This is a genomic window from Kitasatospora sp. NPDC036993, assembly GCF_055607525.1.
On sequence record NZ_JBVJRP010000009.1, the window covers coordinates 261,030 to 280,597 of the forward strand.

Here is a 19,568-nt window from a genome sequence, read left to right on the forward strand (position 1 = left end):
GGAATCCGCACCATGACCGACCCGATACCCCCGGCCGTCCGCCTCCGTGACGCCGTCGCCTCGCGCGGCGGCCGGCCGGTGCTGCGCGGCGTCGACCTCACCGTCCGCCCCGGCGAGGTCGTCGCCCTGCTCGGCGCCAACGGCTCCGGCAAGTCGACCACCGTCAAGGCCGTGATCGGCTCCGTCCCGCTGGAGCAGGGCACCCTGGAACTGTTCGGCACCCCGCGCCGCTCCTTCCGCGCCTGGCACCGGATCGGGTACGTCCCGCAGCGCACCACCGCCGCCTCCGGCGTCCCCGCCACCGTGCGCGAGGTGGTCTCCACCGGGCGGCTGCCGCAGCACCGGCTGCTGCCGTTCCGCCGCAGGGACCGCGAGGCGGTGGACCGCGCGCTGACCGCCGTCGGCATGCTGGAGCGGGCCGAGGACGGCGTCGCCGACCTGTCCGGCGGCCAGCAGCAGCGGGTGCTGATCGCCCGCGCCCTGGTCGGCTCCCCCGACCTGCTGATCATGGACGAGCCGATGGCCGGCGTGGACGCCGCCAGCCAGCAGGTGCTGGCCGACACCCTGCGCGCCGAGGTCGGCCGCGGCGCCTCCGTCCTCCTCGTGCTGCACGAACTCGGGCCGCTGGAGCCGCTGATCGACCGCGCCGTGGTACTGCGGGACGGCTGCGTCGCCCACGACGGCCCGCCCGTGCCCAACACCGGCCTGCACGCGCTGCCCGGCCACGACCACGTCCACCCGCACGCCGACCTGACCCCGCCGAGGCTGCTCGCATGACCGAGATGCTCTCCTACGACTTCATGCAGCGCGCGCTGCTCGCCGCCGTCCTGGTCGGGATCACCGCCCCGGCCGTCGGCATCTACCTGGTGCAGCGCCGCCAGGCGCTGATGGGCGACGGCATGGGCCACGTCGCGATGACCGGCGTCGGCCTCGGCTTCGTCTTCCAGACCAGCCCGGTCTGGATGGCCGTGCTGGTCTGCGTGCTCGGCGCCGTCACCATGGAGCTGGTCCGCTCGCGCGGCAACCAGCGCGGCGACATCGCCCTCGCGATGCTCTTCTACGGCGGCATGGCCTGCGGCAAGCTGCTGGTCTCGCTCTCCGCGCAGGCCGGGGCCGGCTCCCTGGAGAGCTACCTGTGGGGCTCCATCCTCACCGTCGCCCCCGCCGACCTGGCCGTCATCGCGGGGCTCGGCGCGGTGGTCATCGCGGTCACCGTCGGCCTGCGCCGCCAGCTCTTCGCGATCTGCCAGGACGAGGACTTCGCCCGGGTCACCGGCCTGCCGGTGCGCACCCTCAACCTGCTGCTCGCGGTGATGGCCGCGGTCACCGTCACGGTCGCCATGCGGGTGGTCGGGCTGCTGCTGGTCAGCGCGCTGATGGTGGTCCCGGTGGTCGCCGCCCAGCAGCTCACCCGCTCCTTCGCCGCCACCCAGGCCGCCTCGATCGCGCTCGGCGTGATCGTCTCGCTGGCCGGCGTCACCGGCTCCTACCACCTCGACGTGCCCTCGGGGCCGGCCATCGTGCTGCTCGCCATCGCGGTCTTCGCGGTGTTCAGCCTGCTCGCCGCCCCGCTCGCCCGACGGCGCCACCGCGGCGCGGCCGAGAACGGGCCGAAGGTCTGCGACGTCGAACTGCCGGAACAGGCCGCCTCCGGTCCCTCCGACACGACCACCCCTGGGCGGGGGGCCGGGCTGGCACAATGATGTGCGAGACGCCCACGACCCCAGGAGGACCCACGGTGACCACCGCAGGCCCGTCGCCGCGCGCCCGATCGACCCGGCAGCGTGCCGCCGTCTCGGCCGCCCTGGACGAGATCGCGGACTTCCGCAGCGCGCAGGAGCTCCACGACCTGCTCAAGCACCGCGGGGACTCCGTCGGTCTGACCACGGTCTACCGCACGCTCCAGTCACTCGCGGACGCCGGTGAGGTGGACGTGCTGCGCACCGCCGACGGCGAGGCGGTCTACCGCCGGTGCAGCAGCGGACACCACCACCACCTGGTCTGCCGGCACTGCGGTGCCACCGTCGAGGTGGAGGGCCCCGCGGTGGAACGCTGGGCCAACTCGGTCGCCGCCGAGCACGGTTTCAGCGACATCGCGCACACCCTGGAGATCTTCGGGACCTGCGCGGAGTGCGCCAAGAGGATCTGAGCACGGCCCGTACGACGGAGAGGACCCACCGGGTAGCCGGTGGGTCCTCTCCTTCGTACGGGTCCGTCGTACGGGTCCGTCGTACGGGTCCGAGGCAGGTGCCGGAGCGCCTCAGCGCGGCGACGGGACGGGCGCGCCGACCTCGTTCGGGATCGCCCCGCCGAAGCGCCGGTCGCGCATCGCGTACTGCTCGCAGGCGCGCCACAGGTCACGCCGGTCGAAGTCCGGCCAGAGCACGTCCTGGAACACGAACTCGGCGTAAGCCGACTGCCAGAGCAGGAAGTTGGAGGTGCGCTGCTCACCGCTGGGGCGCAGGAACAGGTCCACGTCCGGCATGTCCGGGTGGTACATGTACCTGGCCAGGGTCTTCTCGTTGACCTTCTTCGGGTCCAGCTTCCCGGCCGCGACGTCCTGGGCGATCGCCTGCGCCGCGTCGGCGAGTTCGGCTCGGCCGCCGTAGTTGACGCACATGTAGAGCGTGACGGCGTCGTTGTCCCTGGTCTGCTCCTCGGCGACCTGGAGCTCCTGGACGACGCTCTTCCACAGCTTGGGCATCCGGCCCGCCCAGCGGATCCGCACGCCCATCGCGTCCATCTCGTCGCGGCGGCGGGCGATGACGTCCCGGTTGAAGTTCATCAGGAACTTCACCTCGTCGGGCGAGCGCTTCCAGTTCTCGGTGGAGAACGCGTACAGCGAGATGTTCTTGACCCCGAGCTCGATGGCGCCCTTGAGCACGTCCAGCACCACGGACTCGCCGACCTTGTGGCCCTCGGTGCGGGGCAGCCCGCGCTCCTTCGCCCAACGGCCGTTGCCGTCCATCACGATGGCGACGTGGCCGGGGACCAGCTCGCCGGGGATCTTCGGGGGCTGTGCGCCGCTGGGGTGCGGGGTCGGGGGGACGTACGCCCTCTGCTTGCCGCCGCCGAAGAGCCGTCGCGCTGCCATGTGCTCACTTCTCCACGTATCTCATCGAGCGGATGCCCCGCTCCAGGTGCCACTGCAGATAGGCCGCGACCAGGCCGCTGCCCTCCCGCCAGTACCGGGGCTCACAGGAATCGGCCGTCTGCCAGTCCCCTGACAACAGCGCCCCGAGCAGTACCAGTGTCTCAGGGGAGGGTACGGCACATCCGGGCACTCGGCAGTCCCCGCAGAGCACCCCGCCCGCGGGGAGCGAGAAGAAACGGTTCGGCCCCTCCAGGCCGCATTTGGCGCAGTCGGTGAAGCTCGCGCCGTACCCGTTCACCGCGAGCGAGCGCAGCAGGAAGGCGTCCATCACCAGGTGCGACTCGTGCAGTCCGGCCGCCAGGGTGCGCAGCGCGCCGACCAGCAGCAGGTACTGCTGGACGGCCGGTTCGCCCTCGTTCTCGGCGAAGCGCTCGGCGGTCTCCAGCATCGCGGTGCCGGCGGTGTAGCGGCCGTAGTCGGTGACGATCGAACCGCCGTACGGCGCGATGGTCTCCACCTGGGTGCAGAGCGGCAACCCGCGGCCGATCAGCTCACTCCCCCGGCTGAAGAACTGCACGTCCACGTGCGAGAACGGTTCCAGCCGGGCGCCGAACTTGGACTTGGTCTTCCGCACCCCGCGCGCGACCGCCCGCACCTTGCCGTGGTGGCGGGTCAGCAGGGTGATGATCCGATCGGCCTCGCCGAGCTTCTGCGCCCGCAGCACGACGCCGTCGTCCCGGAAAAGACTCATGGAGACCATTCTCCCCCACCCGGCACCGGTGCCGGACAGCCGTGTTGCCCGCACCGGGGCCGTGGGGGAGGACCACTGCGGTGCGGGTCACGGCGGGCCCGGAGGGGGGAGTCCGGGCCCGTTTTGTGGGGGATTCGGAGTGGTCTGCGGGAATCCCGGTGTGGCGCCACCGGACTGTTCGTGCCGTCGGCTGATCCGTGCCGTCGGTCGTTCGCGCGGCCTTCGGTCGTGCGGCCCGCGGTCGTGCGGCCGGTCGTCCGTAGCGTCGACCGGTCGCGCCGTCGGCTACTTGTACGGTGCCCGGGTCGCCGCCTCCAGCAGCGCCCCGACCCTGGACTTCGGCAGGTCCAGGCACTGCCCGACCGCGGCCAGCGCGTCGCGCTCCTGCGGCAGGTAGCGCCCGTCGGCCAGCGCGATCCCCGCGCCCTGCAACAACAGCCGCTCGCGGCCGTGGTGGGCCAGGTGCGGGGTGAGCGGTTCGAGCACCGCGTGCAGTTCGACGGCCAGCCCGCCGGACTCCCCCAGCCCCCGGCCGGGAGGTGCCCCCAGGTCGTGGGCTTCGTGGAGTTCACCGCCGAGCCCGGAGAGCGCGGCGAGCGCGGCCAGCACCTGGGCCTCGCCGCAGTCCTCGAACCCGGCCTCGCGCACCGCCGCGCAGGCCGCTTCGCGGGCCGCCCGGTGGGCGGTGCCGCCGGCCGCGAGCAGGGCCAGCGCGATGGTGTACTGCGCGTCCCGCAGCATCGCGCCGAGGCGCACGCTGGTGGGCTGCTCCAGGCTCTCGACGCCGTACCGGCCGTGGCAGCCGGTGCACTGCACACTGCCGATCACCGGTCCGAGCGGGACCACCGGGGTCCCCAGCAGCCGCAGCCACCGCCGGCCGTGCTGCCGGCGGTAGTTGCGGTCCCCGCCACAGCCGGGGCAGAAGAAGTCACCGAGAACGTCAGTCCGCCACCTCGGGCGAACACCCCACAACCTGGTCACGGCGCCACTCCCCAGACATGGCAGGCGGCCTGCTCGACAATGGGCAGGTCACGCGACCGGACACCGAGCCGTCCCACCGACCCGGCTTTCCGGTGGATCGATGTTGCCACGGTTACCGGCACGTGTCAGTACCTCGAACGGCTTCCGATCCGAAAAAATGTGGCGCAGGACACAGCGCCGGGCGCGGTGCGCGGCGGGCACGGCGAAGGGCCGCCCCGCGGGACGGCCCTTCGCACACCACCCTCGCGAATCAGTCGCGCTGCGCCCGGTTGACGGCGCTGATCATCGCCTTCAGCGAGGCCAGCACGGTGTTGCCGTCGATGCCGACGCCCCACCGCACCTTGCCGTCCACCGCGCACTCCACGTACGCGGCGGCCTGGGCGTCGCCGCCCTCGCTCAGCGCGTGCTCGGCGTAGTCCAGGACGCGTACGTCCACGCCGATCCTGGCCAGCGCGTCGGCGAAGGCCGAGACCGGGCCGTTGCCGGTACCGGTCATGGTCACCGGAGCGCCGTCCACCAGGGCCTCGGCGGTCAGCGCGTCCCGGCCGTCCTCGGTGGTCAGGGTGCGCGAGCCGCTCAGCGCGATCCGGCCCCACGGGTTGTCGGTGGTCGGCAGGTACTCGTCCTCGAAGACCCGCCAGATCTCGGCCGGGCTGACCTCGCCGCCCTCGGCGTCGGTCTTGGCCTGGATGATCCGGGAGAACTCGATCTGCATCCGGCGCGGCAGGTCCAGCTTGTGGTCGTTCTTCAGCACGTACGCCACGCCGCCCTTGCCGGACTGGCTGTTGACCCGGATGACCGCCTCGTAGGTGCGGCCGACGTCCTTCGGGTCGATCGGCAGGTACGGCACGCCCCAGGTGTGCTCCTCCACCGGCACGCCCGCCGCCTTCGCGTCCGCCTCCAGGACGTCGAAGCCCTTCTTGATGGCGTCCTGGTGCGAACCGGAGAAGGAGGTGTACACCAGGTCGCCGGCGTACGGGTGGCGCGGGTGCACCTCCATCTGGTTGCAGTACTCGGCGGTGCGGCGCACCTCGTCGATGTCGGAGAAGTCGATCCGCGGGTCGATGCCCTGCGAGAACAGGTTCATCCCCAGCGTCACCAGGTCGACGTTGCCGGTCCGCTCGCCCTGCCCGAACAGGCAGCCCTCGATGCGGTCCGCGCCGGCCATGTAGGACAGCTCGGCGGAGGCGACGGCGGTGCCGCGGTCGTTGTGCGGGTGCACCGACAGGCAGACGGACTCGCGGCGGGACAGGTGGCGCGACATCCACTCGAACTGGTCGGCCTGGACGTTGGGGGTGGCCCGCTCGACGGTGGCGGGCAGGTTCAGGATGATCTCGCGGCCCTCGCCCGGCTGCCAGACGTCCATGACCGCCTCGCAGACCTCCAGCGCGAAGTCCAGCTCGGTGTCGACGAAGATCTCCGGCGAGTACTGGTAGCCGAAGGCGGTGTCCTCGCCCAGCAGCTTCTCCGCGTACTCCATCACCAGCCGGGTGCCCTCGGTGGCGATCGCCTTGGTGGCCGCCCTGTCGTTGCGGAACACCACCCGGCGGAACAGCGGCGCGGTCGCGTTGTACAGGTGGACGGTCGCCCGCGGGGCGCCGACCAGCGACTCCACGGTCTTCTCGATCAGTTCCTCGCGGGCCTGCGTCAGCACCGAGATGGTGACGTCCTCGGGGATCGCCCCCTCCTCGATCAGCGACCGTACGAAGGCGTGGTCGGTGGCGCCGGAGGAGGGGAAGCCGACCTCGATCTCCTTGTAGCCCATCTTCACCAGCAGGTCGAACATCATCCGCTTGCGGGCCGGGGACATCGGGTCGATCAGCGCCTGGTTGCCGTCCCGCAGGTCGGTGGAGAGCCAGCGCGGCGCCTTGGTGATCACCTTCTCCGGCCAGGTCCGGTCCGGCAGGTCCACGGTGCCGAACGGCAGGTAGCGCCCGTACCGCATGCCGGACGGGCGCTGGCGCACCGAGGCGGCGGTGATCGGGGTGGGGCGGTCGACGAAGGGGCGGCCGGCGGGGACGGGCGCGGCGGAGTTCTGCTCGGTCATGGAGGTGACTCGGCTTCCTGTGATGCGTACTGCGGGCGGGTCCGGTGGTCGACACCTGGTCGACACCGACTGGCCGGCCTCTGCTGCCGCTCGCGATACACCGTCGGATCGCCGATTGCGCGCACAGCTCGTTCCCCGCGGCGAGGGTGCCGGCCCCTGTGGACTACAGGCCCTCGACGCGGCAGCTAAGAAGAAGCAGCCCGTTGCGCATGATGGCCCCAGCGTAACCCAGCGCCGCGCGCCCCCGAAGTGATCCGGGCTTCCGTTCCACTCCTTGAGACACCGGCCGGTCCCGTCAAAGGTGGTGACAACAAGTCATCGAGGCCTCACCCTGGGCGACATGACCGCAGCAGTGCCGCTCTGCACGATCGTCCCGCCGTACGTCCTGGACCACCTCGCCGAGGCCGGTCACGAGCCCGCCGTCCACTCCCTCGCCCTCGACGCCGCGCACCGCGCGGCCCGCCTCGCCCCGCCCCCGGCCGTCGCCGGCGCCCCCGGCCTCAGCAGGGTGGTCTGCGACGCCGCCCACGGCCAGCGGCTGCCCGGCCGCCGGGTGCGCGCCGAGGGGCAGGGCGCGTCCTCCGACAGCTCCGTCAACCGCGCCTACGACGGCCTGGGCGCCACCTTCGCGCTCTACGCCGACGCCTTCGGCCGGCACTCGATCGACGACCGGAACCTGCGGCTGGACGCCAGCGTCCACTACGGCCGCGACTACGACAACGCCTTCTGGAACGGCCACCAGATGGTCTTCGGCGACGGCGACAACGTGGTGTTCGGCGACTTCACCGCCTGCATCGACGTCATCGGCCACGAACTCACCCACGGCGTCACCCAGTTCACCGCCGGCCTGGACTACCAGGACCAGCCCGGCGCGCTCAACGAGTCGGTCTCCGACGTCTTCGGCTCGCTGGTCAAGCAGTACGCGCTGCACCAGGGCGCCGCCGACGCCGACTGGCTGATCGGCGCCGGGCTGCTCGCCCCCGGTGTCCAGGGCGTGGCACTGCGCTCGATGAAGGCGCCCGGCACCGCCTACGACGACCCGCGGCTCGGCAAGGACCCGCAGCCCGCGCACATGCGGGACTACGTGGACACCTCCCAGGACAACGGCGGGGTGCACATCAACTCCGGCATCCCCAACCACGCGTTCTACCTGCTGGCCACCGCGCTCGGCGGCTCGGCCTGGGAGCGCGCGGGGCGGATCTGGTACGACGCGCTGACCGGGCGCACGCTGCCCGCCGACGCCGACTTCACCGCCTTCGCCCGGGCCACCGTGGCCGCCGCCGGGGCCCGCTACCCCGGCGACCGGTCGGTGGTGGACACCGTCACGGCCTCCTGGGCGCAGGTCGGGGTCAGCCCGGGGTGACGGCGCCCGGCGGCCCGGGCGGTCGGCGGCCCGCGGGTGGCGCTCCGGGGGCGGCGGTCCGGGCCCGGTGATGGTTGAGACCGGGTTGAGGCGGGCTTAAGGTCACGGTCCGGGAAAAGCCCGGCAAACCCCCTCCCCGGGTAGCACCATGGACACCATGCGTATCCAGGTGACCCGGACCGGCGGCTTCGCGGGGATCGTCCGCCATGCGGAGATCGACACCGCCGACCGCACGGACGCCCCGCACGTGCACGCACTCGCCCGCGAGGCCGTCGCGGGCGGGCTGCGCGCGCCCTCGTACGGGGTGCCGGACGGCTTCCACTACGAGATCACCGTCGACGGCCGGACGGTGCACTGCGCCGACCCGAAGCTCACCGACTCGCAGCGCGAGCTGGTCTCCCTGGTGCTGCGCGAGGGCGCCTAGCGCCGGGAAGGGGCCGGGCGGCCCCCCGCCTGACGCCCCGTGGGGCCGGACCGACGACACGGGCCCGGCCGGACGCGAAACGTCCGGCCGGGCCCTCGACGGTCCCGCCGTGGTGAACTCCCCCGTCAGGGGCCGTGGTTCACGAGCCCCCGGTCCGGAAGCCCCCGGTTCAGAAGCCCAGCTTGCGCAGTTGCTTGGGGTCGCGCTGCCAGTCCTTGGCGACCTTGACGTGCAGGTCCAGGTAGACCGGCGTGCCGAGCAGCGCCTCGATGTGCTTGCGGGCGGTGGTGCCGACGTGCTTCAGCCGCGCGCCCTTGGCGCCGATCACGATCGCCTTCTGGCTCTGCCGCTCGATGTAGACGTTGGCGTGGATGTCCAGCAGCGGGCGGTCCGCCGGGCGGCCCTCGCGCGGGAGCATCTCCTCGACCACGACGGCCAGCGAGTGCGGCAGTTCGTCGCGCACGCCCTCCAGCGCGGCCTCGCGGATCAGCTCGGCGACCATGACCTGCTCGGGCTCGTCGGTGAGGTCACCCTCCGGGTAGAGCTGGTCGCCCTCCGGCAGCAGCTTGGTGAGCAGGTCGGCGACCAGTTCGACCTGGCCGGCCCCTCGCCCACCACCACCCTTGTCCGAGGGACTGCGTCCCGCTGCCTGACCACCCACGGCGGAGACCGGGATGATCTCGTCCCACTCGAAGCCCAGCTCGATGCCGAGCTGGTGGATCGCGATCAGCTGCTCGGCCAGGCGCTTGGAGTCGACCAGGTCGGTCTTGGTGACGATGGCGACCTTCGGGGTCTTCTTGATCCCGGCGATCTCCTTGGCGATGAACTTGTCGCCGGGGCCGATCTTCTGGTCGGCGGGCAGGCAGAAGCCGATCACGTCGACCTCGGCCCAGGTGGTGCGGACCAGGTCGTTGAGGCGTTCGCCGAGCAGGGTGCGCGGCTTGTGCAGACCGGGGGTGTCGACCAGCACGAGCTGGGCGTCCGGGCGGTGCACGATGCCGCGCACGGTGTGCCGGGTGGTCTGCGGGCGGTCGGAGGTGATCGCGACCTTCGTCCCCACCAGAGCGTTGGTCAGGGTCGACTTGCCCGCGTTGGGCCGGCCGACGAAGCACGCGAACCCGGAGCGGTACGAGGAGGAAGGGGCATTCATGGGCTCCATTCTCCCTGATCACCGGAGCCCCGCCGTCCGGGCCCGCCTCCGGGGGTTTCAGGACACCCGCTCAGCCCTTCTTGCCGCCCTTCCCGCCCTTGCCGCCGGTGGGGATCAGCGAGACCACCACCAGCGCCAGCAGGAAGCCGAGCGAGCCGAACAGCCAGACGTCCGACTTGGTCTCCTGCCACTTGCCCAGCCCCATCACGAACAGCAGCAGCCCGGCGAAGAACGCCACCGCCCCCATGCCCCCAGCCCCCTCACCGAGTCCACTCCCCTCGGTGAGATTATCTGCCGGGCACGGCCGAGGGCCATGCCGGTCGGCACGGTCGCCGAAGGCCCGCCACGGGACCCCCGACGGCCCCGTGCGGGCCCTCCCCGCGCCGAGGCCCGTAGCAGCCCCGTACGGGCCCCGTGCGGGCCCCCCGCCGAGTCTCAGCGCGCCTCGGCGGCCACCCGCAGCGTCCCGTCGGGACCGGCCAGCAGCACCGGCGTCCCGGCCCCGCCCAGGTCCCGTACGGCCGCCAGATCCGCCTCGTCCGGCTGCTCCGCCTCGCTCACCACGGCCGCCGCCTCCAGCGACCTGGCGCCGCTGGCCACCGCCATCGCCACCGCCGTCCGCAGGGCGCTCAGCCGCAGCGACTCCAGCGCGACCGTCCCGGCCACGTAGGTGCGACCGGTCTCGTCACGCACCGCGGCCCCCTCGGCGACGCCGTTGCGGGCGCGGGCCGAGCGGGCCAGGGTGATGATCTTCTTGTCTTCGGGGTCGAGCTCGACGATGTCACTCATGCCGCCGAGCATAGGCACCCGGCGCCGGTCAGTGGCCGACCGGGTGGGTCCGCCCCGGGTTCGGCCTGAGGACCTTGACGAAGGTCTTCGGCCCGGTCGGCCGCGCCTCCTCGTGCTCGGCGCGCTCGCGCCAGAACGGGTTGTCGTGCGGCAGGTGGCTGCTCACCCTGCCGTACATGCCGAAGGTCGTCAGGACGATCCCGAAGACGAACGCGAACAGCACGTTCGACATCCGGAAGTTGAGGATGTTGGCGTCCGGCCGCCCGAGCACCGCCAGGCCGTAGAAGCCGGACAGGACGAACAGCACGCCGACCGCCATGTTGAGGTTGGACGCGAAGTTCCCGCCGATCACCGCTCCCAGCACCAGGACCGCGCCCGCCACGATGGACAGGATGCTCAGCGCCCCGTTGGTCGACAGCCCGGCGATCCGGTCACCGTGGGTGGACAGGAAGCCGGAGTGGTCGGCCAGCCCCAGGCACCCGAACACGATCAGGAAGATCCCCCCGAGCCCCGCCCCGACCCGCCACACCAGGGCGAGTCGTCTGTCGACGGACGGCAGAGTGTCTTGCAGCTTCATGGCGACCTCCAGAGCTCGGCCATGGTCTAGCTGTAGGGATGGAGCTTCTCCATGTGCGGCGTCTCGTGCATGTAGAGCGAGCCGCACTGCTGGCAGCAGCGCAACCCGGTGCCCCACTCCTCCTCGGGCCGGGTCTCGGCGTCGTCGGACATGGTCCGGCCGCAGAGCGCCACCGACGGGTCCTCGTCCCGCACCACGTGCCAGGACTTGACTCCGCCGGCCGCCCCCTGCGGGCCGTACTCCGCGCGAAGTTTGTGCGTCATGCCCTCCATGGTCGCTCGGCGACCGCCCGCCCGCTACTCGCCCGGGGACTCCTCGGCGTCCTCGGCGCGGACGGGGGCGGCGACCATGGAGCCGATCCGGTTGCGCCGGCCCGCCGAGGACTCGGCGGTCAGCAGGATGCCGGTCAGGCCGCCCGCGACCGGCTCGGGCAGCGGGATCTCGCAGGCGGAGCCGGGGATCGGCACCCGGCCCAGGTGCTTGGCCAGCAGGCCGCCGACGGTCTCGACGTCCTCGTCCTCCAGCTCGATGCCGAACAGCTCGCCCAGGTCCTCCACCAGCAGCCGGGCGGTGATCCGGTACGAGCCGTCGCCGAGGTCCTCCACCGGGGCGATCTCCCGGTCGTACTCGTCGGTGATCTCCCCGACGATCTCCTCCAGGACGTCCTCGATGGTGACCAGGCCGGCCGTGCCGCCGTACTCGTCGATCACGATCGCCACGTGCGAGCGGCGCTGCTGCATCTCGCGCAGCAGGTCGCCGGCCGGCTTGGAGTCGGGGACGAAGACGGCCGGGCGCATCACCGCGCCGACCTCCTCGGACTCCGCCTCCCGGTTGATGTGGGTGCGGCGCACCAGGTCCTTGAGGTAGACGATGCCGACCACGTCGTCCTCGTTGTCGCCGACCACGGGAATGCGCGAGAAGCCCGAGCGCAGCGCCAGGGTGAGCGCCTGCCGCACGGTCTTGTGCCGCTCGATCATCACCAGGTCGGTGCGCGGCACCATCACCTCGCGCACGATGGTGTCGCCCAGCTCGAAGACCGAGTGCACCATCCGGCGCTCCTCGTCCTCGATCAGGTCGTCCTTCTCGGCGAGGTCCACCAGCGCCCGCAGCTCCGCCTCGGAGGCGAACGGCCCCTCCCGGTATCCCTTGCCCGGGGTCAGCGCGTTGCCGAGCAGGATCAGCAGCCGCGGGATCGGGCCCAGCACCGCGGCCAGCGGCAGCAGCACGAAGGAGGCCGCGGCCGCGGTGGTCACCGGGTGCTGGCGCCCGATCGTGCGCGGCGAGACCCCCACCGCGACGAAGGACACCAGCACCATCACGCCGAACGCCAGCAGCACGGCCTGCCAGGTCGGGCTGACGTTGCGCACGCAGACCACGGTGACCAGGACGGCCGCCGCCATCTCGCTGGCCACCCGGATCAGGGTGGCCAGGTTGAGGTAGCGGATCGGGTCGGAGGCGACGGTCAGCAGCCGCGCGGAGCCGCGCCGTCCGCTGCGCACCGCCTCCTCCGCCCGGAACCGGGAGACCCGGGAGATGCCCGCCTCGGCGCACGCGGCCAGCCAGCCGAGCACGACGAGCAGCACGGCACCCAGGATGAAGCTCGTACTCTCACCACTCACAGGGGTTCGGGCTCCGCGCTCAGTGGGTGGTGGGGGCCGGGGAGATGCCGCCGAGGCCCCGGCCCGCCCGCCAGTCGTCCAGGATGCGCTTCTGGAGGGCGAACATCTCCTCCTCCTCCTCGGGCTCCTCGTGGTCGTAGCCGAGGACGTGCAGCACACCGTGCACGGTGAGCAGTTGCAGCTCCTCGTCCATCGAGTGCTTGGAGGGGGCCGCCTTGCCCTGCTGCTCGGCCACCTCGGGGCAGAGCACGATGTCGCCGAGCAGCCCCTGCGGCAGCTCCTCGCCGTCCTTGCCGGGACGCAGCTCGTCCATCGGGAAGGACATCACGTCGGTGGGTCCTGGCAGGTCCATCCACTGGATGTGCAGCTCCTCCATCGCCGCCCCGTCCACCAGGATCACGGACAGTTCGGACTGCGGGTGGATCCGCATCTTGTCCAGTGCGAAGCGGGCGACGTCGAGGATGGCTTCCTCGTCGGCCTCCCAACCGGACTCGTTGGCGATGTCGATCGACATGACGGGCTCTGTGCTCAGCTTTCGGTGCGATGGGACTGTCGGGGTGCGCGGGGTGCGCGGGGTGCGGCGGCCTTGCCGGGCCGCCGCTGGGCGGGCTTGCGGGCCGCCGGGGCGGGCTCCTCGGCCTCCTGGCGGGCGTCCCAGCGCTCGTAGGCGTCCACGATCCGGCCGACCAGCTTGTGGCGGACCACGTCGGTGCTGGTGAGGACGGAGAAGTGGATGTCCGGCACGCCGGCCAGGATCTCCTGGACCACCTTGAGGCCGCTGCGGGTGCCGCCCGGGAGGTCGATCTGGCTGGTGTCGCCGGTGACCACCACCCGGGAGTTGAACCCGAGGCGGGTGAGGAACATCTTCATCTGCTCGGGCGAGGTGTTCTGGGCCTCGTCGAGGATGATGAAGGCGTCGTTGAGGGTGCGACCGCGCATGTACGCGAGCGGGGCGACCTCGATGGTGCTGGCCGCCATCAGGCGCGGGATGGAGTCCGGGTCCATCATGTCGTGCAGCGCGTCGTACAGCGGGCGCAGGTACGGGTCGATCTTCTCGTAGAGGGTGCCGGGCAGGAAGCCCAGCCGCTCCCCCGCCTCGACCGCGGGACGGGTCAGGATGATCCGGTTGACCTCCTTGGCCTGGAGGGCCTGGACGGCCTTGGCCATCGCGAGGTAGGTCTTGCCGGTACCGGCGGGGCCGAGGCCGAAGACGATCGTGTGCTTGTCGATCGCCTCGACGTAGCGCTGCTGGTTGAGGGTCTTCGGGCGGATCGTGCGGCCCCGGTTGGACAGGATGTTCGCGGTGAACACCTGCGAGGGGGCCGGGCTGTCCGGGTCCTCCTCCTGGCTGCGGAGCATGGCGATGGAGCGCTCCACGGAGTCCTCCGTCAGGGGCTGGCCGGTGCGCAGCACCAGCATCATCTCGTTGAAGAGCCGCTGGACGAGGGCGACCTCGGCCCGGGCTCCGGTGGCGGTCACCTCGTTGCCGCGCACGTGGATGTCGGCGGCGGGGAAGCCCTGTTCGATCACGCGCAGCAGCGAGTCCGCGGCACCGAGCAGGGTGACCATCGGGTGCTTCTCGGGGATGACGAACCGGGCGCTGACGCGGCCGTCGTCGGCGGGTTCGGGGCGCGACTGTCCGTTCGTACGGGTCTGCGATGTGTCACTCATAGGTCGGCGCGGGGCCTGCCTCATCCCATCCGTGGTCTCGTGTGCCGCTCGGTGTCTCCGGGGCACCAGGGTACGCCGCGAGCGTGGTCGCCGTGGCGGGCGGCGGGGCCGCACCCGTCGATGCTGCGGCAGTTCGGGGAGCGACGCGAACCCTTTTTCCGGCCGTTCACGGCGTTCACGCCGGGCGGCGGGGCGGGACGGGCACCCGGTCGAGGTCGGCGGCCAGCACCAGCTCCCCGTCGAAGTGCCTGCGGGCGTCGGCCAGGTGCCCGCCGAGGTCCGGGTAGCGCTGGGAGAAGTGGGTCAGCACCAGGGTGCGCACCCCGGCCTCGGCGGCGACCTTGGCGGCCTGCCCGGCGGTGAGGTGGCCGTGCTCCTCGGCGAGGCGGGCGTCGGCGTCGGTGAACGTCGCCTCGACCACCAGCAGGTCGGCGCCCTCGGCGAGCCGGTGCACGCCCTCGCACAGCCGGGTGTCCATCACGAAGGCGAACTTCTGGCCCGGCCGCGGCTCGCTGACCTGCTCCAGGGTCACCGTGCGGCCGTCCGCCTCGATCGCGCCCTCGTGCTGGAGCCGGCCCACCGCCGGGCCGCGCACGCCGAGCGCGGCGAGCCGCTCCGGCACCAGCCGGCGGCCGTCCGGCTCGGACAGCCGGTAGCCGAAGGACTCGACGGGGTGGTCCAGCCGGACGGCGTCCAGCGCGAAGCGGGCGCCGGGCGCGGGCAGCGGCCCCGGCTCGTCGATCGGCCGGGGCCGCAGCACGGCCGTCTCGTGGTAGGCGGTGGAGTGCCGCAGCCGCTCGAAGTAGACCTCGCCGGAGGCCGGGAAGTAGACGTCGACCGGGTGCGGGACCCGGTCGAGGTTGATCCGCTGGATCACCCCGGCGAGGCCCAGGCAGTGGTCCCCGTGGAAGTGGGTCACCGCGATCCGGGTGATCTGGGTGGCCGTGACCCCGGCGTGCAGCATCTGGCGCTGGGTGCCCTCGCCGGGGTCGAACAGCAGGCCCTCGCCGTCCCAGCGCAGCAGGTAGCCGTTGTGGTTGCGGTGCCGGGTGGGCACCTGGCTGGCGGTGCCGAGGACGACGAGTTCGCGCTGGGACACCTGGGATCAGACCATGCTCTCGGTCATGGGCTTGCCGCCGAGCACGTGGACGTGTGCGTGGAAGACGGTCTGCCCGGCGCCCGCACCGGTGTTGAAGATCAGCCGGTAGTCCTCGACGCCCTCGTCCCTGGCCACCGCGCCCGCCTCGGCGAGCAGTTCGGCGGCGGCCTCCGGCTCGGCGGCGGCCAGCGCGGCGGCGTTCGGGAAGTGGACGTGCGGGATGACCAGCACGTGCAGGGGCGCCTTGGGGGCGATGTCCCGGAAGGCGAGGGTGCGTTCGGTCTTGCGCACCACCGTCGCGGGGATCTCGCCCGCCACGATCTTGCAGAACACGCAGTCGGGCTGGGGCTCGCCGGCCATCGGCTACTCCTCGGAGTCGGTACGTCGGGTGGTGGTGGGGCCGTACGGGCGCAGCCTAGCCGAGCCCGGCGACGGCCTGCCGGTACTCCTGGAGGTGCTTCCGGCGCACCGCGCGGATGCCGACGACGTCGCCGTCGTCCGTGTCGAAGTCCTCAGTGAGGAAGGCGACCGCGAGGATGACGAAGCCGAGCAGCCAGCGCCTGGTGAGGCGCCAGGTGTTCGGGGCCGCCGCTCTGCGCGGCGTGGCCGGCGCCCCCGCGCCCCGGAGCAGGAGGTCGGACCGGCCGACTTCCCGCTCCGGGAGGCACTGCGCCGCGGCTACGCCCAGGGCAGCGGCGGAGCCGTGCGGGCCGGGGTCCCGGCGAGCGCGGCCAGGGCCAGCCGGACGCCCTCGGACAGCTGCGGGTCCTCGCCGGCCGCCCAGTGGTGCGGGGCGAACGGCACCTCGACGTCCGGGTCGACGCCGTGGTTCTCCAGGCCCCAGCCGTAGTTCTCCAGCCAGAACGCGTACTTGGGCTGGGTGACCAGGGTGCCGTCGACCAGCCGGTAGCGGCTGTCGATGCCGATCACCCCGCCCCAGGTGCGCACACCGACCACCGGGCCGATCCCGAGCGCCTGGATGGCCGCGCCGACCACGTCGCCGTCCGAGCCGGTGAACTCGTCGGCGAGCGCGACCACGGGACCTCGCGGGGCGTCCGACGGGTAGGGCAGCGAGTGGTCGACATCCCGCACGACGTCCCAGCCGACGATCCGGCGGGCCAGCTTCTCGATCACCAGCTGCGAGGTGTGGCCGCCCCGGTTCCCCCGGACGTCGACGACCAGGCCCTCCCTGGCCATCTCGGTGCTCAGGTCGCGGTGCAGCTGGGCCCAGCCGGCCGTCTGCATGTCGGGCAGGTGCAGGTAGCCCAGCCGCCCGCCGGACAGCTCCCGGACGACGGCCCGCCGTCCGGCCACCCAGTCGTGGTACCGCAGCGGCTCCTCGTCGGCGAGCGGGACGACCACCGGGTGGCGCCGGTCGGTGCCGTCCTTCCCGGCCACGGTCAGCTCGACCGGCTGCCCGGCGGTGCCGGCCAGCAGCGGCGCCGGGCCGGCGACCGGGTCCACCGGGCGGCCGTTGACGGCGAGCACCGCGTCGCCCGGGCGGATCGCGGCGCCGGGCGCGGCCAGCGGCGAACGGGCCCTGGGGTCGGAGGACTCCCCGGGCAGGATGCGGGCGATCCGCCACTGCTCACCGTCCCTGACCAGGTCGGCGCCGAGCAGGCCCTGGCACCGGGCGGGCTCGGTGTACCGGCCGTACGGCAGCACGTAGGCGTGCGAGGTGCCGAGTTCGCCGTGCACCTCCCAGAGCAGGTCGACCAGTTCGTCGTGCGAGCCGATCCGCTCGACCAGCGGCCGGTAGCGCTCCAGCACCCCGGCCCAGTCCACGCCGGCCAGGTCGGGGCGCCAGAAGTTGTCCCGCATCAGCCGGCCGTTCTCGGCGTACATCTGCCGCCACTCGGCGGCCGGGTCGACGCTCACCCGCAGCCGGGCGAGGTCGACGGTGGTCTCCTCCTCGTCGCCGCCCTTGTGGTCGGCCGGGACGACCCGCAGCTCGCCCTCGTCCAGCACGGCCACCCGGGTGCCGTCCCCGCTGACCGCGAAGCCGTCCAGGCCGTGCACCAGCTGCTCCACCCGGCGCTTGCGCAGGTCGAAGCGCTCCAGCACCGGGCGGGGCCGGTCGTCGTCCAACGAGGCGGCCTCGTCGCCGAGTTCACCCATCAGCGGGGCCCTGGTCCAGAGCACGCCGTCCTTGGCGGCGGCCAGTTCCTCGAAGCGGCCGCCCTCGACCGGGAAGGGGATGATCCGGTCGGCGATGCCGTCCAGGTCCACCCTGGTGACCGGTGCGGCGTCGGCGGCCGCCTCCTCGCCGTCCGCCTTCCTGGCCTTCGGCTCCTCCTCCTCCCCGCCGAGCGGGCGCCCGGCCCGCTGCGGCCCGAACGGGGAGGGCGTGTCGGCGGCCAGCGTGACCAGGTAGGGGCGGCAGCCGTTCGGGAAGGACAGGTCGAAGACGTGGGCGTCGTAGACCGGGTCGAAGTTGCGCACCGACAGGAAGGCCAGGTAGCGGCCGTCCGCGGTGAAGGAGGGCGAGGTGTCCACGAAGCGCGGCTGGGTGACCTCGCCGACCGTCCTGGTGGCCGGGTTGGCCAGCACGATCTGGCGCAGCGAGTGCGGGCCCGTCCCGCGCACCGGGCGCGACCAGGCCAGCCAGGCCGAGTCCGGGCTGAACGACAGCCCGCCGGCCTCGCCGTCGGTGCTGCGGTCCAGCTCGTGCACGGCGCCGTCGGCCAGCGCGACCAGCAGCACCCGGCCGTCGTGCACGCCGAGCGCGGCCTGCTTGCCGTCCGGGGAGACCACCAGCGAGTTGACCCGGCCGAGCTGCCCCGCGGCCAGCCGGCGGCGCTCGGCGCCGTGCAGGTCGGGGGCGAACTCCAGGGCGTCCTCGCCCTCGGCGTCGGACACCCACAGCACGCCCTGGGCGCCGTCCTCGCCCGGCACCACCCGCACCAGCCGCCCGCGCACCCCCGGTGTCTCGTCCAGCACCCGGGCCGGGCCCTCCCGGTGGGTCAGCCAGTGCACGCTGCCGCGCACCACCACGGCGCTGCCCCGGCCGGTGCGGTCGGGGGCGACGGACTCCAGCCAGTGCGCGGCGGGCACCGGACGGGGGCGGCGCCCGGCCCGCGGACCGGCCGGGCGGACGTCGAGCCGGCGCGGCTCGGCGCCCTCCAGGTCGTCCAGCAGCCAGAGGTCGCCGGCCCGGTGGAAGACCACCCGGGTGCCGTCGCTGGTGGCGCCCCGGGCGTAGAAGCCGTCCGGGTCGGTGGTGTGGCGGCGCAGGTCGGTGCCGTCCGGGAGGCTGGACCACAGCTCGCCGACGCCCTCGTGGTCGGAGAGGAAGGCGATCCTCCCGCCGTGCCCGCCGTCGGGCCGAGCGGGCCCGGCCGCCCACATCGGCGAGTCCAGCTGGCCGTCCAGCTCCTCGTGGACGCGGGCGAACTCCCGCCGGCCGAGCCACAGCCGGCCGGCCCGGCCGCCCCGGTAGCGCTTCCACCAGGCCGGGTCGCGGCCGTTGACGGTGCTCAGCAGCACCCCGTCCCCGCCCGGTTCGAAGGCGATCCCGCCGACCGGTCCGTACGGCAGCCGCTGCGGCTCGCCGCCGTCCAGCGGCACGGCGTGCGCCCAGGTGCGGCGCAGGCTGCCCTCGCCGGCGCTGGTGGCGGCGATCGGGCGGCCGTCGGCGGTCCAGCCGAGCACCCTGGTCTGGTGGCTGCCCCAGTGGGTGAGCCGGCGCGACGGGCCGCCGTCCACCGGCACCACGTGCACCTCGGGGGCGCCGTCCCGGGTGGAGGTGAAGGCGAGGTGCCGGCCGTCCGGGGAGAACCGCGGGTGGTGGACCGGCAGGTGGTCGGCCGTCAGCCGCCAGGCCCGGCCGCCGTCCAGCGGGGCGAGCCAGAGGTCGTCCTCGGCGACGAAGGCGACCAGGTCGCCGTGCAGGTGGGGATGGCGCAGGTAGGCGCCCGCCGAGGTGGTCGGAGAGGTGTTGAGGGAGTCCGTCACCCGGCCAGCCTAGGCAGGTGCGGGTACGCCCCGGGCCGGTTTTCCGAGA

Annotated in this window: 20 protein-coding genes; 5 read left to right on the plus strand and 15 right to left on the minus strand. The window is 73.0% G+C overall.

The genetic code is table 11. The features are described from left to right. The first annotated feature begins 12 nt into the window (after positions 1-12). From ACZ7C5_RS21075 to ACZ7C5_RS21085, 3 genes are read left to right on the plus strand one after another with little or no spacing between them, the layout of a single operon-like run. Complete coding sequence (locus ACZ7C5_RS21075) at positions 13-777, plus strand: metal ABC transporter ATP-binding protein (protein ID WP_401078086.1); 765 nt, start codon at positions 13-15, stop codon at positions 775-777. Beyond that, complete coding sequence (locus tag ACZ7C5_RS21080) at positions 774-1,703, plus strand: metal ABC transporter permease (protein WP_401078083.1); 930 nt, start codon at positions 774-776, stop codon at positions 1,701-1,703. The genes ACZ7C5_RS21075 and ACZ7C5_RS21080 overlap by 4 nt, the downstream gene beginning before the upstream one ends. Positions 1,704-1,738: 35 nt before the next feature. Then, positions 1,739-2,149 carry a Fur family transcriptional regulator gene (locus tag ACZ7C5_RS21085; protein WP_188298282.1) on the plus strand — a complete coding sequence of 137 codons (411 nt, stop codon included), beginning with the start codon at positions 1,739-1,741 and terminating at the stop codon, positions 2,147-2,149. Between the two features lie 111 nt (positions 2,150-2,260). On the opposite strand, the gene ACZ7C5_RS21090 is transcribed toward ACZ7C5_RS21085, so the two are convergent. From ACZ7C5_RS21090 to leuA, 4 genes are all read right to left on the minus strand, one after another. Then, positions 2,261-3,094, minus strand: a complete 834-nt coding sequence (locus ACZ7C5_RS21090) for an isoprenyl transferase (RefSeq protein WP_401078079.1) — start codon at positions 3,092-3,094, stop codon at positions 2,261-2,263. Positions 3,095-3,098: 4 nt separating this feature from the next. After that, positions 3,099-3,845: a DNA repair protein RecO gene (recO, locus tag ACZ7C5_RS21095; protein ID WP_401078076.1), complete on the minus strand. Its 747-nt coding sequence runs from the start codon at positions 3,843-3,845 to the stop codon at positions 3,099-3,101. A gap of 285 nt (positions 3,846-4,130) precedes the next feature. Then, positions 4,131-4,826 carry a TerB family tellurite resistance protein gene (locus ACZ7C5_RS21100; protein ID WP_401078073.1) on the minus strand — a complete coding sequence of 232 codons (696 nt, stop codon included), beginning with the start codon at positions 4,824-4,826 and terminating at the stop codon, positions 4,131-4,133. A gap of 250 nt (positions 4,827-5,076) precedes the next feature. Beyond that, a complete protein-coding gene (gene leuA, locus ACZ7C5_RS21105) occupies positions 5,077-6,873 on the minus strand; it encodes a 2-isopropylmalate synthase (RefSeq protein WP_401078070.1) in 1,797 nt (598 codons plus the stop codon). A 340-nt stretch (positions 6,874-7,213) separates the two neighbouring features. Here leuA and ACZ7C5_RS21110 point away from each other — a divergent pair, with 340 nt between their 5' ends. Beyond that, positions 7,214-8,236 carry a M4 family metallopeptidase gene (locus ACZ7C5_RS21110; RefSeq protein ID WP_401078067.1) on the plus strand — a complete coding sequence of 341 codons (1,023 nt, stop codon included), beginning with the start codon at positions 7,214-7,216 and terminating at the stop codon, positions 8,234-8,236. 157 nt (positions 8,237-8,393) lie between these two features. After that, positions 8,394-8,660 (plus strand): protealysin inhibitor emfourin, encoded by a 267-nt coding sequence (locus tag ACZ7C5_RS21115; protein WP_188298276.1) that lies wholly within the window; start codon positions 8,394-8,396, stop codon positions 8,658-8,660. A gap of 169 nt (positions 8,661-8,829) precedes the next feature. Here ACZ7C5_RS21115 and ACZ7C5_RS21120 read toward each other — a convergent pair whose 3' ends face one another. From ACZ7C5_RS21120 to ACZ7C5_RS21170, 11 genes are all read right to left on the minus strand, one after another. Further along, positions 8,830-9,810, minus strand: a complete 981-nt coding sequence (locus ACZ7C5_RS21120) for a GTPase Era (RefSeq protein WP_401078062.1) — start codon at positions 9,808-9,810, stop codon at positions 8,830-8,832. A 70-nt stretch (positions 9,811-9,880) separates the two neighbouring features. Continuing rightward, a complete protein-coding gene (locus tag ACZ7C5_RS21125) occupies positions 9,881-10,057 on the minus strand; it encodes a hypothetical protein (RefSeq protein ID WP_188298274.1) in 177 nt (58 codons plus the stop codon). Positions 10,058-10,245: 188 nt separating this feature from the next. Further along, positions 10,246-10,599: a cytidine/deoxycytidylate deaminase family protein gene (locus ACZ7C5_RS21130; RefSeq protein WP_188298273.1), complete on the minus strand. Its 354-nt coding sequence runs from the start codon at positions 10,597-10,599 to the stop codon at positions 10,246-10,248. A gap of 28 nt (positions 10,600-10,627) precedes the next feature. Next, complete coding sequence (locus ACZ7C5_RS21135; RefSeq protein ID WP_401078057.1) at positions 10,628-11,176, minus strand: DUF4383 domain-containing protein; 549 nt, start codon at positions 11,174-11,176, stop codon at positions 10,628-10,630. A 26-nt stretch (positions 11,177-11,202) separates the two neighbouring features. After that, positions 11,203-11,439: a hypothetical protein gene (locus ACZ7C5_RS21140; protein WP_188298271.1), complete on the minus strand. Its 237-nt coding sequence runs from the start codon at positions 11,437-11,439 to the stop codon at positions 11,203-11,205. Between the two features lie 33 nt (positions 11,440-11,472). Next, a complete protein-coding gene (locus ACZ7C5_RS21145) occupies positions 11,473-12,795 on the minus strand; it encodes a hemolysin family protein (protein ID WP_401078053.1) in 1,323 nt (440 codons plus the stop codon). A 19-nt stretch (positions 12,796-12,814) separates the two neighbouring features. Then, positions 12,815-13,309 (minus strand): rRNA maturation RNase YbeY, encoded by a 495-nt coding sequence (gene ybeY, locus ACZ7C5_RS21150; protein WP_188298269.1) that lies wholly within the window; start codon positions 13,307-13,309, stop codon positions 12,815-12,817. 14 nt (positions 13,310-13,323) lie between these two features. Beyond that, positions 13,324-14,364 (minus strand): PhoH family protein, encoded by a 1,041-nt coding sequence (locus tag ACZ7C5_RS21155; protein WP_470323233.1) that lies wholly within the window; start codon positions 14,362-14,364, stop codon positions 13,324-13,326. 277 nt (positions 14,365-14,641) lie between these two features. After that, positions 14,642-15,565: a ribonuclease Z gene (locus ACZ7C5_RS21160; RefSeq protein ID WP_470323199.1), complete on the minus strand. Its 924-nt coding sequence runs from the start codon at positions 15,563-15,565 to the stop codon at positions 14,642-14,644. Positions 15,566-15,571: 6 nt separating this feature from the next. Continuing rightward, positions 15,572-15,925, minus strand: coding sequence for an HIT domain-containing protein (locus tag ACZ7C5_RS21165; RefSeq protein ID WP_401078045.1), 354 nt, complete (start codon positions 15,923-15,925; stop codon positions 15,572-15,574). 318 nt (positions 15,926-16,243) lie between these two features. Continuing rightward, positions 16,244-19,519 (minus strand): S41 family peptidase, encoded by a 3,276-nt coding sequence (locus ACZ7C5_RS21170; RefSeq protein WP_470323200.1) that lies wholly within the window; start codon positions 19,517-19,519, stop codon positions 16,244-16,246. Between the last annotated feature and the right edge of the window lie 49 nt (positions 19,520-19,568).

What these genes read in the sequence shown, in the direction of transcription:
- ACZ7C5_RS21125 (WP_188298274.1), bottom strand. Translation starts at nt 10,057, where the DNA reads ATGGGGGCGGTGGCGTTCTTCGCCGGGCTGCTGCTGTTCGTGATGGGG.
- ybeY (WP_188298269.1), bottom strand. Translation starts at nt 13,309, where the DNA reads ATGTCGATCGACATCGCCAACGAGTCCGGTTGGGAGGCCGACGAGGAA.
- ACZ7C5_RS21120 (WP_401078062.1), bottom strand. Translation starts at nt 9,810, where the DNA reads ATGAATGCCCCTTCCTCCTCGTACCGCTCCGGGTTCGCGTGCTTCGTC.
- ACZ7C5_RS21140 (WP_188298271.1), bottom strand. Translation starts at nt 11,439, where the DNA reads ATGACGCACAAACTTCGCGCGGAGTACGGCCCGCAGGGGGCGGCCGGC.
- ACZ7C5_RS21080 (WP_401078083.1), top strand. Translation starts at nt 774, where the DNA reads ATGACCGAGATGCTCTCCTACGACTTCATGCAGCGCGCGCTGCTCGCC.
- ACZ7C5_RS21130 (WP_188298273.1), bottom strand. Translation starts at nt 10,599, where the DNA reads ATGAGTGACATCGTCGAGCTCGACCCCGAAGACAAGAAGATCATCACC.
- ACZ7C5_RS21135 (WP_401078057.1), bottom strand. Translation starts at nt 11,176, where the DNA reads ATGAAGCTGCAAGACACTCTGCCGTCCGTCGACAGACGACTCGCCCTG.
- recO (WP_401078076.1), bottom strand. Translation starts at nt 3,845, where the DNA reads ATGAGTCTTTTCCGGGACGACGGCGTCGTGCTGCGGGCGCAGAAGCTC.
- ACZ7C5_RS21090 (WP_401078079.1), bottom strand. Translation starts at nt 3,094, where the DNA reads ATGGCAGCGCGACGGCTCTTCGGCGGCGGCAAGCAGAGGGCGTACGTC.
- ACZ7C5_RS21110 (WP_401078067.1), top strand. Translation starts at nt 7,214, where the DNA reads ATGACCGCAGCAGTGCCGCTCTGCACGATCGTCCCGCCGTACGTCCTG.
- ACZ7C5_RS21155 (WP_470323233.1), bottom strand. Translation starts at nt 14,364, where the DNA reads ATGGTCACCCTGCTCGGTGCCGCGGACTCGCTGCTGCGCGTGATCGAA.
- leuA (WP_401078070.1), bottom strand. Translation starts at nt 6,873, where the DNA reads ATGACCGAGCAGAACTCCGCCGCGCCCGTCCCCGCCGGCCGCCCCTTC.
- ACZ7C5_RS21165 (WP_401078045.1), bottom strand. Translation starts at nt 15,925, where the DNA reads ATGGCCGGCGAGCCCCAGCCCGACTGCGTGTTCTGCAAGATCGTGGCG.
- ACZ7C5_RS21075 (WP_401078086.1), top strand. Translation starts at nt 13, where the DNA reads ATGACCGACCCGATACCCCCGGCCGTCCGCCTCCGTGACGCCGTCGCC.
- ACZ7C5_RS21115 (WP_188298276.1), top strand. Translation starts at nt 8,394, where the DNA reads ATGCGTATCCAGGTGACCCGGACCGGCGGCTTCGCGGGGATCGTCCGC.